The sequence below is a fragment of the Labilibaculum sp. DW002 genome, from assembly GCF_029029525.1.
Classification (GTDB): Bacteria; Bacteroidota; Bacteroidia; order Bacteroidales; family Marinifilaceae; genus Paralabilibaculum; species Paralabilibaculum antarcticum.
On the sequence record NZ_JAKJSC010000005.1, the window covers coordinates 35,588 to 50,375 of the forward strand.

Here is a 14,788-nt window from a genome sequence, read left to right on the forward strand (position 1 = left end):
TTTTTTGTTGAATTTATTATAAGAAGGCAGCATGAAATATTTCAATATAACATTCATTATTTTACTATGAAAGCCATCTTCTTGTCTAAAGCTAGTTGTCCCTCTTTCGGTTTTTTCTAAACTAAATTTGTGATGATCTTTTACTTTGTCAATCATGTTGCCTGACCATCCAAATCTCACAACTACTTCGTAATCAGTTGTTATTATTTCCTAAGCGATAAACATCATCAACTTATCGAACTCGTTTAGCAGTAATTCTCTCGGCGACAAACCAGTTTTCACCTTCGTCATCACTAAATTTCATGGACCATTCGAAACTATTTTTTGTGATATCGTAGAAGCGTATTTTTGCTTTAATTATTGTACCAGGAGATGGACTAACAATAGCATCGAAATATCCTTCTCCGTCAACAAAATTTCCACGAAAAGTTTGAGAATGCATATAACTAAGAGAAGATATAAACGTCATCTCCCATTGATTAGTTTTTGGACTGAATGTACGTAGAGTAGGGAAGAAAGATTCTTTTGTGCCATCCATATTAAACCAAGTAACAAGGTCAAAAATCATTCTGCCTTCATCTAAAAGTTGTGCTTCCCATTTGCCTTTATATTCACCTTTAACCGTTCCTTCGGGAAGGAAACGTTTACTCGTTGCAGTCCAGTTACCTATTAAAAAATCGAAATCTTCCATTTTAGCAGGGCGAGTAGCTAAGGTTATCTGTGGCGAATCTTGATCATCAGCAGGAACGGAAGAAACAGGCGCTATCGTAACTGATTTTTCTTTTTTAATAGTTACGATTTCTTTCTTATTCGCTGTTTTGCAGGATATAGATACTACAAGTAATAGTAAAGTTAAAATTGTGTTTCTCATGATATATGATCTGTTATTATATTATTTGTCAATTACGAATAAACAATTAGAAGTGCTATCAGCACTTCTAATCTTATTTAAAAATGGAATTTTCCATTAGTGTTTTGCCAATCTTCTGAGGCTTGTATTTCTTCTAAAATATCCCAATGTTCTACAATTTGGCCATTCTCAATTCTGAATAAATCGTAAAAGGATGTTGGTTTGTCTCCCATGCTTCCTTCTACTATGGCAAGAACAAAATTTCCTTCAGCAAAAATGCGGTGTACTTTATTAAATACAACATCAATGCCTTCAGTTTTAAGCTTTTCTATGGTGTTAAGAACTCCAGATACACCATTGTCGATTATAGAATTGTGCTGGATGTAGTTCTCGCCATTAATATGCTTTGCTATTTTATCGAACTCACCACTCAACATAACTTGCATGTATTCTGAAACTACAGCTTTATTTTTTTCTGTTAATGAAATATCTTTAATTATTACGGCACCATCAGTTTGACTATTTCCGTTAATAGACTCATTAATTTCCAGAGCAATATTGTCCCAATGTTCTGCAATTTTTCCGTTTTCGAATCGTACAATATCAAAAGTAATAATTGGCCCAGGGTAACCTTCAAGATTGGTATACTTGTTGTGCATTATCACGAATTCCTTATCCTCAAAAATACGGATGAATTCTATCTTGCAACCTGAGGGCTCATTGGTAAAATACATTTCATATGTATTTTTCCCATTCGGTAATGTATAATTATGACTTTTAATATTCTCATCTATAAAATTCAAAACATCTGAACTTCCAGTTTCGAATGATTTAATAAATGCTACTGCCTTTTCTTTTTGTGTTAATTCCATTTTTTTCTGTTTACAAGCGATTAAACCCATGATTAATACTAAACTAATTATTGCTGTTCTCATTTCGTCGTGAATTATATTTTCAACGACACAAAACTATCCCAGCTTGCTAGTTTTTAAAAGGTAATAATCTTCAATAATAGGGTAAATATGTAACCAAGGAGGTGTTTTCTTATCTTATAAACTAATTCTTGTTGAATGAAACAGGTAGTAAATAAAAATAGGATAATTGGGTTTAGATTAACTTAGAAGGAGCCGTTTTATTGTAAAAAACAACTACTCACAACAATAATTATAGACCATTTGGCAGATAGCAATTAAAAAGTAAATGTGTACATTTAATACAAATTATATTAGTTTCACAGGTTGGCTTTTCAAAATGCCAAACGCCCCATATTCTCAACGTAGACAAGTTTGAGAAACTATTGCTAATGAAATAAGGATAATTTGAAATTTAGCAATTGATAAAAATTATTGTAATTAGAACTCAATTTACAATTTTAATGATTCTTAATATGGGTGTTTTTATAAAAATGAATTTGTAATTAAAACAATGAGGGATATAAGTTATGTATGATTTTGTTATTGCTGCTTTGCCATGGATTGCTATGGGGATTACGATTGCGTTGGTTCTTGCAAATGAGAGTAACAAAAAGAGAGGAAAATATTATTCTAATAAAAGAACTGATAATATTGCTGATGAGGAAACAGCTAATGAAAATGGCGAAAAGAATTATATTACGTACGGGATGCTTTTTGGAATAGCTATTGGATTATCGTTAAGTGACAAATTTGGAACGATTACCTTAACTTATGGGATTTGTTTTGGAATGCTAATTGGAACATTTGGGGGAATCTTGTTTAAGAAGAAGTAAAATGACCTGATTGAATTTAATGGCGAGGATATAAAGTCAGCCTACAACAACTAAGCGTTCAACAAAAGCTAAATTGTCATGGGCGCGGATGAGCCATTTGATCTCGATAGTTATTGAGATAGTACAATTAATAAACACCAACAAGCTTTTATTAATAAGCCAATCTTAAAAATAAAAACGCCTTATTTGTGAGGTGTTTTTTTTTGCTTAATTAACTACAAAAAAATAAGTGTAGGTCCGATTTCTCTGGGCTTACACTTATTATATAGGAATGATTCTTTTGAATCATCTGGTCACTTGAACCACTTTGGTCACTATTTTCTGAAGGCATAATTGTACTCTTTTTTATCTGATACTAAACGAACTTTATAATCTCCTTTTGGCAATGCTTCTACATTGAATTTTTTAGAGAAAGTTGGTTCAGCAGAGTAAGTTCCTTCAAATACTTCATTACCCGATGCATCGCTAATTAAAATATCAAAATCATTGTTCTGGAATGACAAGTAAGTTACAAATAAAGCTTTGTCGTCAGTTCTGAAAAGAGTTTTCTCAGCAATTTCTTCAGCTGCTTCAGTAACCAATTTGTTGTTTACAACTTCAAATGATTTCTCAAGACTTTCTTCTTTTCCAGTTAAAATAATTTTGTAGCTACCATCTTCAAGGTAAGAGAAGTCGAATAATTTTTGAGCGGTTGTTGCTGCATCTACTTTTCTTGAGTAATACAAGTTTCCAGCTTCATCATAAATCTTCATTTTAAGATCAGCTTCTGAAGGATTAATGATTGACACAATTGAATAGTCGGTGTCTAAATAAGAGTTGATACGAATGTTACCTGTTGCAAAAGCAGAATTGGCTCCTAAGAATAAGACGACCCCTAATACGATTCTTTTTAAATTTTTCATTTCTTTAGTTTTTAGTGATTAAATATTTATTAAATCAGTCATCGTTTATTTGTGATTAACTGACATTGTAAATCTATGTAATAATCGTAGAAATGATCTAAATAATAATGCAGAAAATTGAAGAATTAACAAAAAAAATCACTTAAAACGGTTGCGGAAGCTCCCGAAATTGTTTGCGTTACATAGATTTAATAAAGAATTTTATCATTATTAAGCTTAATTTGACTTTTTAAGACTTATGATAACGTTTTCGAATTTTGCGAAAAATGGGCAAAACGTCATTTTTTGACTTGGCTCATGAAAAAAATGATCAGATTTTTGGATTAGGGTGGGTGTAAATATGATCTATTAAGACTATTTTTGACATGATTTTTAATTCACACCCTATTTTTTTTAGTAATAACAAGGTAAAAACACACTATTATATATGAATTATCAAAATTTGATTGATTTTTCCATTTACCCACCAGATTTGAATCGATTTGAGAATGCTTGGAAGGGACTTGAAGAATATGTAGAAAGAAAAGAATTGGATGGCGTAGAACTTTTGATTGGTTATGATCGTCCTTCTAATGATATTCCAAAAGAGATTGTGAAAAGTGTGCATTTACCATTTTGGGTCACTTGGTTAGATGTTTGGAGAAAGGGAGAAGATGGGGCAAAAGCTTATTTCCCAAAAACATCTGCAGAAGATTTAAAGTATCGTTGTGGTGGAAGCAATAAAATAGATATGATTGCCTCACAAAAACAATTGTGGGAATATGCTGCCCTTTTGAATCCTCAACATGCGGTTTTGCATGCTGCTCATGTTGAATTAGAGCATGCTTTTACTCGCGATTTTACTTATAAAAGTGCCGAAGTGTTGGCAAGTTTTGCTGATATGCTGAATAAAACAGCACAGGAATTTTCTGATGGAGAGCCGCCTGTTACTTTAGCAATTGAGAATTTGTGGTGGCCTGGTCTTGATTTTTTATTTCCGGCTGAAGTGGATGACTTTGCTGCTAGATTGGAATTTTCCAATTGGAATTTCTTGCTGGATACAGGTCATCTGATGAATACCAATATTGCTCTGCGCTGTGAAGATGAAGCGATTGATTTTGTTCTTGATCGTGTATCTCGTCTTTCGAAGGATGTGCAAGAGAAAATAAAGAGTTTGCATTTAAACTGTAGTTTATCTGGCGAATATCAACTGAAACAGGTACAAGAAGGATTGCCTTTCAATTGGTCAGAACTTAATTTTTCAGATAAATATTCAAGTGCTCGTAATCATGTTTTACAAATTGACCAGCATTTGCCTTTTCAATCATCGAGGGTGAAAGAGATTCTTGCAGAGCTTAATCCAGAGATTGTGATTCATGAATTTATTACAAAGAGTATGGATGAATTTTCGGAAAAGTTAGCTACTCAAATGAATGCATTGGGCTAGGAATATCTGCGGGCTTTGTTTTAATTTCTTTTTTCTCCAAAATAATCCATAGATTTGCAGCAATTAGGTTTCCAAGTTTTTGGGAATTAAAAGGGAATCCGGTGTGATACCGGAGCTGTCCCCGCAGCTGTAAGCCCTCAATGAATAATTCATTGATAAGTTCTGACAGATTAGCCACTAAGTGAATGTAGTTTCACATGGGAAGGCGTCAGGATGGGTAAGCCAGAAGACCTGCCTAAGGAAAAAAATGTTTCGTAACTTCGGGGAACTGAGTAACGAAGGTATGATTCTCGCAATTGTATTTTCTTGAGTTCGATCCCCACAATTATTGTGGAAGAAAATGAGTGTAGTAAACAAAAGCCCTTGGGCAATTCTCCTGTTTGTACTTTTAAGCAGCGCATCTTGTCAATTTACAAGTCAAAAAAAGATCGCTGCCAACGATGCTAATACTAAAATAGATTTAGCCTTTTACCATCCTACTATTATTAAGCATGCCAAAGGTTTTGAAATAAAAATCTTGGATAATGGTTTAAAAGAACTTACCGTTTGGGATCCTTGGAACAAAGGGAAAGTATTTCAAAAGTACTATTTAAAGAATCGTGGTGAAGAACTGAAAGATACAGTTCCAAGTGATGGTTTATTGGTTGAAGTGCCAATAAGAAGCATTGCTGCACTATCGAGTACCCAAATTGGGATCCTAAAATTTTTAAATGTTCAAGATAAAATTGTAGCGGTATCTCTTAAGGATCGTATTTATGATGAGGACTTGAATAAAAAGGCGCAAAATGGCGAAATACAAGCTGTTGGTCATTCCGAGACGTTAAACTTTGAGAAGATTGTAGAGATTGATCCAGAATTGGTAATGGTTGCTGGTTTTATGAAAATCTCCGAAAGGGAAACCAAATTAATGCAAGCGGGTTTACCTGTTGCCTATAATATCGAATGGATGGAATCTTCACCATTAGCAAGAGCTGAATGGGCAAAATTCATTGCAACTTTTTTTAATAAAGAAGCAGAAGCTGAAAAGCATTTTAAGGAAGTTGAAGATCGCTATAATGGGCTTAAAAAGTTGGTTTACGAAGTAGAAAATAAGCCATCCATATTGTCTGGGTACAATTTTAAGGGAACTTGGTATATGCCAGGAGGCCAATCGTACTTAGGGCAATTTTTACGTGATGGGAAAGCAGATTATTATTGGTTCTCAGATAGCACAAGTGGTAGTATTCCTTTAAGTTTCGAAGTGGTATTCGATAAGCAAGGTGAAGCAGATATTTGGTTTGGTCCGGGACAATGCAAAACATTGGAGGATTTGAAAAACTTAGATGATCGTTATACCTTATTTAAGCCATATAAAACTGGAAATGTTTTTTGTTATACGAAAAGAATGAACAGCCGTGGTGCCAATGATTGGTTTGAATCTGGTGTAATGCAACCCGATGTTGTTTTTAAAGATGCAATTAAAATATTACATCCTGAATTGTTACCAGATTATGAATTGTATTATTATCAGCAATTAAAATAAGATATGATATTGAAGAAAGGTGGAAGTTGGTTATCGCTCCTATTTGGGATTTTATTTCTGATTATTATTGGGGTTTTTCTTCTCGATTTGATTTTTGGAAGTGTAAACATTCCTTTTGAGAAAGTATTTGCAATTCTTTCGGGAGGAGATGTGAAAAACTCATGGAATTATATTGTTCTTAATTTCCGTTTACCAAAAGCAATCACGGCAATTATTGTTGGTGCAGGACTTTCTGTAACCGGGCTTATGATGCAGACTTTATTTCGCAATCCTTTGGCTGGTCCATATGTTTTGGGAATTAGTTCTGGTGCAAGTTTAGGCGTTGCTTTAATGGTTATGGCATCGGCAATTGCTCCTGTTTTATTTGGAGCTATTTCTGCATTTTTGGGAAGTTGGGCCTTAGTTGTATCAGCAGTTGTAGGAGCATCTCTTGTGTTTATGCTTGTGGCTTTGGCTTCTATTCGTATTTCCGACAGTGTTTCTTTACTGATTATTGGAATCATGTTTGGAAGTATAACGGGTGCTGTAGTAAATATTCTCCAATACTTTAGTGATCCGGAGCAAATTCAAAGTTTCATAGTTTGGACATTTGGAAGTTTGGCAGGTGTTACCTGGAACGAAATGCAGGTTATGGCCCCAATTGTTTTTTGCGGTTTAATTATAGCATTCTTTCTGATTAAGCCTTTGGATGCCTTGTTGCTAGGGGAGAATTATGCTCGCGGCGTTGGAATATCAGTTAATAAAACACGAATTGCAGTTATCATTAGTACGGCATTAATTGCAGGAACCTTAACGGCATTTACAGGACCTATAGCATTCGTTGGTGTTGCGGTACCGCATATCGCACGTTCTATTTTTAGGACAGCAAGCCATAAAGTATTAATGCCAGCAGTCGTTTTAATAGGTGCGGCTATCATGTTGGTTTGCGATATCATTTCACAAATACCGGGCAATCAAAATACCTTACCAATTAATTCAGTAACCGCTTTGTTTGGAGGACCAGTGGTGATTTGGGTAATCATGAGAAGTAGAAATGTAAAGGCATCTTTTGCTGGATAATTGAGCGTATGAAAGCAGAAAAAAAAGAAATTCAAGATATATTGGTAACACAAGATCTTTCCATTGGTTACAAGCAAGGAAAGAAGGAAAGTTTGTGTTTACTTTCTGATGTAAATCTAACCATCAGAAGGGGTGAAATGGTATGCCTTTTAGGACCAAATGGAGCAGGGAAATCTACTTTAATGAGAACCATTGCTGGTATTCAACCTCCATTGGCTGGATGTACTTTAGTAGAAGGGATTCCTATTAAGGATCGAAATTATAAAGAGATTGCTCAATTGTTAAGCATCGTTCTTACCGAGAGAATTAATGTTGGGAATCTGACCGTTTACCACATAGTATCTTTAGGGCGTCATCCTTATACTTCATGGATGGGGAAATTATCTAATGAGGACAACGAGAAGATTAAGTGGGCCTTGGAACAAGTAGGCTTGTTGCATTATGCTAATAACTTCATTAATGAATTAAGCGATGGTGAGCGACAAAGGGTAATGATTGCAAAAGCTTTGGCTCAAGACACACCACTAATCATGTTGGATGAACCAACTGCGCATTTAGATTTACCAAATAGAGTAGAGATTATGCGTTTATTGCATCGACTGGCTCGGGAAACTAATAAAGCCATTCTTTTATCTACACATGAATTAGATTTAGCACTTCAAGCCGCCGATTTAATTTGGTTGATGTCACGTAATGAACCCGTTAAGGTTGGAGCTCCTGAAGATTTAGTCCTGAATGGAAGCATTGAAGGAACATTTCATAACAAATCCTTTAATTTCGATCGCAAAACGGGAAACTTCATCATGAATTATCAGAAAAAGCAATCTATACAGCTTTTGGGTAATGATGTAATGGGCTTTTGGACACAAAGAGCTTTGTCTCGTGAAGGTTATCAGGTTAGCTGTGAGCAAGTAGGAGATTGTTGTGTTAACCTATTGGAGGACACAATGGAATGGGAAGTAAAGCAAAATGGAAGTACTATAAAATGCGTGAGCATTCAGGAATTACTTTTTTATTTAAGAAATAGTTTGTCGAAAGAAAAATAGACAATTTCCAAATGGTATTTTATTTGGTGAAAAGGAGACATTTCAATTTTGGAATGTCTCTTTTTCATTTAGCTAACTGTATTGTGTCTTGATTTGGATTATGTTTTAAAATAGATACTAAAGAAGAGATTAATTAATCTGATTTTATATACATTTGCACCGCATTTGGCTCCCAATACTCTTCTTCGAAGAGTGGGATGAAAAGGGAATTCGGTGAGAATCCGAGACTATACCCGTAGCTGTAAGTTCTAAAACAGCTTTTTGAATTACTCCTTGCCACTGTTTCGTTTTATCGGAATGGGAAGGCCTCAAAAAGTAGAACAAGTCAGAAGACCTGCCTTTGCAATCAATACAAGTCATTGCTTTCGGGAAAAAGAGCAAGTGAACGAAAACTTTATCAATATCGATAATAGGGATTGCTTTGTCATAACTGGTCCTCTATGTCATGTTCTAAATTTTCTTTTCGCTCCCTGTCTGCATTGCATTAGTTAAACTTATTTTCATTTAATCTTAAAGACATGAAAAGAACATTTTTAACGGCTTTTGCATTGCTATCACTATTAAATTCTGCAGTAAAAGCTGATGAAGTTCCAAACCCAACAGATGATAAAGGGGTTGTGAAACATCTAAACCTATCAGAAGTGAAGATAAACGCTTCACGTGTGAACTCGAAAATCAAGGATCTGCCTCAAAAGGTTGAGGTTATTACCAAAAGAATGATCGAAGCATCTCCTGCTAGTGATGTTGCAGGTTTGTTGAAAAATGCTGTGGCAATTGATATACTGCAATATCCTGGTGTATCGGCTGTTGTTAGTATGCGCGGTTTTACACCATCTCCATCGGTAAAGTATACTAGTATTTTAGTGAACGGAAAACCTGCAGGAACTGAAAATATTGCTAGTATCGATCTTGCAAATGTTGAGCGGGTTGAAGTTTTGAGAGGGCCTTTTTCAGCTCAGTATGGTTCTGATGCAATGGCTGGTGTGATTAATATCGTGACCAAAAACAGCACGGGCGAATTATCTGGCAAAGTTACTTTTGAGTATGGTAGTTTTGCAAGTTCGAAAGCAAATTTCAATATCGGTGGTTCACTATCCGATGCATTGGATTTTGATCTAAGTTACGCTATACAAAGTCAGGATAAGGATTACAAAACTGGAGATCGTAACCTTTATGATGAGGAGTATGCAAAATCGATTTTGGATCCATCTACTTATGGCGGAAGAATGGAAAATACTCAGTTTCAGACATCAAATTTTGATGCTCGTGTGGGGGTTAAACTAGCCGAAAATTGGAAACTTAATCTAAATGGAGGCTATTATGCTGGGAACGGTATTGAAACACCTGGTAATTTCTGGCATACAGAAGGTATGGATTCAAAAGATATTGAACGGTATACCGCTGGATTTGATGTTTTGGGAAGTATTGGGAATCATAAAATTACCTTTTCTCCATTTTATTCAGATGAAGACAACAAAACGGTAGATGTTGGTTCGGATGGTTATGGCGATTTTGAGAGTGATTACAAAAATTATGGATTTCAGTTATATGATACCTATGCCTTTGATGTGCATTCTGTTGCCTTGGGGATTGATAATAAAACTCAGAAATATGAAAGTTCTAATTTCGATACTGCAGGTGTATTAGAAGCTCCTTATCAACCAGATTACAATAATATTGCTACTGGAATTTTCGGACAAACTCATTTTAAATTTTTGAATGAAAAACTTGATTTGTCAGTAGGTGCAAGGGGAGATATGATAAAATTTGAACTGGAAGCAGACAAATTGTTGGCGAACGATAAAAGCTCTGAAGATTATTGGGTTTTTACTAAAAACATTGGTGTGAAGTATCAGTTGACTAAAGATCTGTCAGTACATTCTAGTTGGGGAGATGCTTTTTTAGCTCCTAAGGCATATCAGGTAGCTGGTTTCTATCAAAGAGGTACAGTAAAAACAATTGGAAATGCAGATTTGAACCCGGAAAAATCAAATACTGTTGATGTGGGATTTGCTTTTAAAAATTTCAAAAAAGGAATTAATTTTGATTTGACTTATTTCAACACCTACCATAAAGATAAGATTGTGAGAAGCAGTTTGCAGAATGGTGATATAACCTACATCAATGCAATGAAGTCTGAAATGGATGGTTTAGAGATCGTAGCATCGTATGATTTTGGGGCTGTGCAAGACTACGATTATTCTTTGCGTGTATATTTGAATTACACTCATCTTTTTGATGCTGATGTAACTTATAAAGATGCTACAGGTCTTACTCAAACAGGAGAAATGCGATATGTGCGTGACAATACTGCAACATTTGGAGTTGAATTCGATAATTTGAAAGGTTTTTCAACCCGTTTAAGTGGTCGCTATATTGGACATCGATACGAGAACAATTACATGTATGTAGCTGATTATTCAAATTGGCCAACGGTAAGTAAAGCGCCAATTGTTTACAATGCAAAGGAAGTTAGACCAGATGTACTTAATAAAGCTTTGTTACGCCATCCTGTATCTTATGTGTTTGATTTTTCTGCAAGTTATTCATTTAATGAAAAATACACATTAGGATTGACGCTAGCCAACTTATTAGATGAGAATTATACTGAAAAGGATGGTTATAATATGCCAGGAAGAGCTATTACTGCCAAATTTAGTTATCGATTTTAAAAAGAATTTTATTCAGTTAAAAGGGGATGTTCCAATTATGGGATGTCCCTTTTTTTTATGATTTATAGTTTGTTGTGTGTTGATATACAGTGTGTTTTAAAATAGGTTTTAAATAAGAGATTAGTAAGTCTCATTTTGATTTTTTTTATCTATATTTGCAAAATAATTGGTTCTCGTGAATCTGATTTTTGTCAGATAGAGATGAAAAGGGAATCCGGTGAAAGTCCGGAGCTGTTCCCGTAGCTGTAAGCTCAGAAGAAAGCTTTTTCACCACAATGCCACTGTTTGATATAATCGAATGGGAAGGCGGAAAAAGTTGAGTAAGTCAGAAGACCTGCCAATGCTAACTTGATTTTCAAAACATTCGGAGAAGGTGTTTGGAAGACGATCGAAGATTTTATTTCTATTGTTCTATCCTTGTATTTTCTTCTTTATCAAATATTAGATGAAGTTGAAGTTTTTATTTGTGTTGTTAGGAAGCTTTATAAGCTTGTGTAGTTTTGGGCAAAAGCTTGGTGTGGATACGATTCAGATTGAATCCATTGATATTGTTGCGCCTAAATTAAATCACTTTTCGACTACAGAGAAAAAAGTGCTAATTGATTCTACTTTAATAAAAAGGTATAGTGGGAAGGACTTATCTGGTCTTCTTCAAAAAACATCTTTAGTAAATATCTCATCAAATGGTGCGTATGGAGCACTCGCTACCGTTGGAATGCGAGGAGCATCAGGTACACATACTTCTGTTAATTGGAATGGAATTCCTGTTAATTCTTTAACAACAGGATCTGCTGATGTATCTTTAATAAACGCTGGTTCTTTTGATCAGGTTCAAGTGGTGTACGGAGCTGTTGGTTCTTTGTATGGTTCCGGAACTTTAGGAGGAGCTATTGAGTTGTCTAATCATCCCGATTGGAAGAAGAAATCTTCATTAGGATTGATGTCGGAAGTAGGTAGCTACTCAAATACAAAAACAAAAATCTTTGGGAAATATTCCGATAAGTGGATTTCTTATTCGGGACAAGCATTTTTTCAATATGGAAAGAATGATTTTTCATACACTGATTTTCATGATTTTGGATCGCCAACCGAGCGACTAAATAATAATGAAAACAGGGCATATGGGACAATTCAAGACCTACATCTAAAAATCAAAGAAAATTATATTGATTTAGGTGTATGGTATCAGGTTAAAGAAAAGAATATTGGCGGTTTAATGGGAATTGGAGCTCCTATTAGCTTTCAAAAACAAAGAGATTCGTCGTTTAAAGCTTACGTTGGCTGGAAAAAATTGATTGGTAAATTTCGTATGGAAGCGAAATCTGCATATTTATCAGATTATTTGAAGTATACCGATAGGGGAAGTGCTACGAATACAGGATATAAAATATTTTCAGAAATAGAATCGAAGCGCTGGCTAAATGATGTCAACTTTAGATATTATTTCTCCGATAATTGGAGTGTTGATGTTAATGGAAAGTACAATTGGTTAAAAGGAATTACAAATAATTACCAAGGTAATATTCATGAAAATGAATCGCGTTTATCTTTAGCTGCCAAATATACACCCTTAATCGGAACATTTATATTCACCTATGGAAAGGAATGGAATTCGGAGGTTAACCCACCCGAAATGTATTCTTTTAGTTCGTTGATTCATCTTTTTCCTAATATTATTGATATTAGAGCTAAGGCATCGACTCACTATAGAAGACCAACATTTAATGAACGTTACTGGAATAATTCTGGAAATGTGGATTTAAAATCAGAGAATGGATGGAATTACGAATTAGGTTTGATAATGCTTCAACGGAAGGCATTGTATGGTGATATTACCATTGATGTAAATGCGTATAAGGCTCTTAATGATGATTTAATTGCATGGCAACCCGTATCAGGAACGCTTTGGAAACCGATCAATATTGGTAAAACAGTACTTCAAGGTGTTGATATTGAGGCAACTCATCTTATGAAGGTCAAGAGTAATAGTCTACGAACTTCATTAAAATATGCCTATAACGATGCGTACAATAATGATAAGGAAAGTGTTGAGTATAAGGAAACGCTAGCCTATCGTCCGCATCATATCGTCAAATTTTCTTCTGATTATTTATTTGGTAAATGGGATGTTGGCGTGTTGGGGACTTTACGTTCAAATACCAATACTTGGGAAGGTGATCAGGTAGACGGAAATTTATTGGTAGATATTAACGGAGGGTATCGTTTCAATACCAAATTTGCAAATATTAAACTAACTGGTCGAGTAGAAAACCTGTTGGATGAATCATATGAAATTGTTAGGTTTTACCCTATGCCTGGCAGAGCTTATTATTTTGGGGTGAATGTAATTTTTTAATTAATTAGCTATGAAAAAGGTTTTGAATCTTGCATTAGGATTGTTAGTTGCAAGTGTGTTGTTTGTATCATGTTCTAGTGATGATAATGAAATTCCTCAATTAAAAGGAAATTTTGTATTAAATGAAGGAAGCACAAACGGGTCAATTAGTTTAATTGATAAAGATGATAATGTTACTTTAAATTATTTTGCATCAGTTAATAGTATCGCATTAGGTCAGTATCCTCAATCTCTGGCGATGAATGATGAATATGCATTTATTGTTGTAACTACAGGAAGTGGAGCTGGTTATGTTGAAGTTGTTACAGCTGTGGATTTTAAGCATTATGCAACAATTGAAGGCTTTTCATATCCTCGTGAAATTGCTTTTGCAGATGGTAAAGCATATGTGTCGAATGGAAATGGGGTTACAGGAACTTATCCAAATCAAGTAAAGCAAAATAATGAAGTTTTTGTTATTGATTTAAATACAATGACAAAAACAAAAGAAATTACTGTTGGTGCGGGACCCGAAAAAATGATTGTTTCAGGAAATAAATTATATGTAGCAAACAGTGGTGGATGGTCTAATGACGATAATACAGTTTCTGTAATAGATCTTGATACCGATGAAGTTGTAAAAACAATTACCGTTAAGTCATGTCCTAAAGATATGGTAAAAGATACCAATGGGGATCTTTGGGTTTATTGTTCTGGTGTACCTGATTATAGCAACTATCCAAATGTTAGTTATACAAATGCTGGTATTTCAAAAATTGATGGTGATACACAAGATGTGAACTCATTTGTTTTGACAAATTTAAGTACTAGTGGCATTAAAAATATTGCGATAAGCAAGGACAAAAAGACAGTTTACTTTATGTCTGATGCCGTGTATGCAATGAATATTACTGATACAGCTTTACCAACAACAAAATTTGTTGATGCTACTTTCTACGGAATGGATGTAAATCCTAAAAATGGAAACCTTTGGTTATGTGAAGGGACAAATCCTGGAAAAGTACTTGTTTACTCTTCTAATGGTGAGAAATTAAAAGAATTTACAGTTGGAGCTATACCAAATTCAACAATGTTTAGCTACTAATTCAGTAGTTGTAAAATAAATTTAAGCGTCATTTCTTTCTAAGAAATGACGCTTTTTTTATGCTCAATATTTTCTGTCGTTATCTTAGATAAAATTATTAAGTTTATGGTTCCAAAAGCCAAAG

11 protein-coding genes and 3 riboswitches are annotated in these 14,788 nt (G+C 34.5%); of the genes, 8 read left to right on the top strand and 3 right to left on the bottom strand.

The genetic code is table 11. From position 1 onward, the window contains the following. Positions 1-232: 232 nt before the first annotated feature. Complete coding sequence (locus L3049_RS16575; protein WP_275110935.1) at positions 233-871, bottom strand: hypothetical protein; 639 nt, start codon at positions 869-871, stop codon at positions 233-235. A gap of 77 nt (positions 872-948) precedes the next feature. Beyond that, entirely contained in the window at positions 949-1,785 is an 837-nt protein-coding gene (locus L3049_RS16580) for a nuclear transport factor 2 family protein (RefSeq protein ID WP_275110936.1), read from the bottom strand. Positions 1,786-2,291: 506 nt separating this feature from the next. Between L3049_RS16580 and L3049_RS16585 the strand changes: the two genes are divergently transcribed. Then, on the top strand, positions 2,292-2,597 hold the full coding sequence (locus tag L3049_RS16585; protein WP_275110937.1) for a hypothetical protein: 306 nt from the start codon (positions 2,292-2,294) through the stop codon (positions 2,595-2,597). Positions 2,598-2,911: 314 nt separating this feature from the next. On the opposite strand, the gene L3049_RS16590 is transcribed toward L3049_RS16585, so the two are convergent. Next, positions 2,912-3,499, bottom strand: coding sequence for a hypothetical protein (locus tag L3049_RS16590; RefSeq protein ID WP_275110938.1), 588 nt, complete (start codon positions 3,497-3,499; stop codon positions 2,912-2,914). A gap of 427 nt (positions 3,500-3,926) precedes the next feature. Between L3049_RS16590 and L3049_RS16595 the strand changes: the two genes are divergently transcribed. The 7 genes from L3049_RS16595 (at position 3,927) to L3049_RS16625 (ending at position 14,664) form a co-directional block, all read left to right on the top strand. After that, on the top strand, positions 3,927-4,925 hold the full coding sequence (locus L3049_RS16595) for a TIM barrel protein (RefSeq protein ID WP_275110939.1): 999 nt from the start codon (positions 3,927-3,929) through the stop codon (positions 4,923-4,925). 48 nt (positions 4,926-4,973) lie between these two features. Next, positions 4,974-5,178, top strand: a riboswitch (cobalamin riboswitch). An 87-nt stretch (positions 5,179-5,265) separates the two neighbouring features. Next, entirely contained in the window at positions 5,266-6,447 is a 1,182-nt protein-coding gene (locus L3049_RS16600) for an ABC transporter substrate-binding protein (protein WP_275110940.1), read from the top strand. 3 nt (positions 6,448-6,450) lie between these two features. Then, positions 6,451-7,506 carry an iron ABC transporter permease gene (locus L3049_RS16605; protein WP_275110941.1) on the top strand — a complete coding sequence of 352 codons (1,056 nt, stop codon included), beginning with the start codon at positions 6,451-6,453 and terminating at the stop codon, positions 7,504-7,506. 8 nt (positions 7,507-7,514) lie between these two features. Beyond that, positions 7,515-8,552, top strand: coding sequence for an ABC transporter ATP-binding protein (locus L3049_RS16610; protein WP_275110942.1), 1,038 nt, complete (start codon positions 7,515-7,517; stop codon positions 8,550-8,552). 148 nt (positions 8,553-8,700) lie between these two features. After that, positions 8,701-8,908: riboswitch (cobalamin riboswitch) on the top strand. A gap of 162 nt (positions 8,909-9,070) precedes the next feature. Then, positions 9,071-11,224, top strand: coding sequence for a TonB-dependent receptor plug domain-containing protein (locus L3049_RS16615; RefSeq protein ID WP_275110943.1), 2,154 nt, complete (start codon positions 9,071-9,073; stop codon positions 11,222-11,224). A gap of 150 nt (positions 11,225-11,374) precedes the next feature. Next, positions 11,375-11,582: riboswitch (cobalamin riboswitch) on the top strand. A gap of 87 nt (positions 11,583-11,669) precedes the next feature. Beyond that, positions 11,670-13,580, top strand: coding sequence for a TonB-dependent receptor plug domain-containing protein (locus L3049_RS16620; RefSeq protein ID WP_275110944.1), 1,911 nt, complete (start codon positions 11,670-11,672; stop codon positions 13,578-13,580). A gap of 10 nt (positions 13,581-13,590) precedes the next feature. Beyond that, on the top strand, positions 13,591-14,664 hold the full coding sequence (locus L3049_RS16625) for a YncE family protein (RefSeq protein WP_275110945.1): 1,074 nt from the start codon (positions 13,591-13,593) through the stop codon (positions 14,662-14,664). The last annotated feature ends 124 nt before the right edge of the window (positions 14,665-14,788 follow it).

Bases quoted from the DNA above. Each gene is read 5' to 3' on its own strand.
- L3049_RS16590 (WP_275110938.1), bottom strand. From the start codon at position 3,499: ATGAAAAATTTAAAAAGAATCGTATTAGGGGTCGTCTTATTCTTAGGA.
- L3049_RS16575 (WP_275110935.1), bottom strand. From the start codon at position 871: ATGAGAAACACAATTTTAACTTTACTATTACTTGTAGTATCTATATCC.
- L3049_RS16595 (WP_275110939.1), top strand. From the start codon at position 3,927: ATGAATTATCAAAATTTGATTGATTTTTCCATTTACCCACCAGATTTG.
- L3049_RS16625 (WP_275110945.1), top strand. From the start codon at position 13,591: ATGAAAAAGGTTTTGAATCTTGCATTAGGATTGTTAGTTGCAAGTGTG.
- L3049_RS16600 (WP_275110940.1), top strand. From the start codon at position 5,266: ATGAGTGTAGTAAACAAAAGCCCTTGGGCAATTCTCCTGTTTGTACTT.
- L3049_RS16585 (WP_275110937.1), top strand. From the start codon at position 2,292: ATGTATGATTTTGTTATTGCTGCTTTGCCATGGATTGCTATGGGGATT.
- L3049_RS16580 (WP_275110936.1), bottom strand. From the start codon at position 1,785: ATGAGAACAGCAATAATTAGTTTAGTATTAATCATGGGTTTAATCGCT.
- L3049_RS16605 (WP_275110941.1), top strand. From the start codon at position 6,451: ATGATATTGAAGAAAGGTGGAAGTTGGTTATCGCTCCTATTTGGGATT.
- L3049_RS16610 (WP_275110942.1), top strand. From the start codon at position 7,515: ATGAAAGCAGAAAAAAAAGAAATTCAAGATATATTGGTAACACAAGAT.
- L3049_RS16620 (WP_275110944.1), top strand. From the start codon at position 11,670: ATGAAGTTGAAGTTTTTATTTGTGTTGTTAGGAAGCTTTATAAGCTTG.
- L3049_RS16615 (WP_275110943.1), top strand. From the start codon at position 9,071: ATGAAAAGAACATTTTTAACGGCTTTTGCATTGCTATCACTATTAAAT.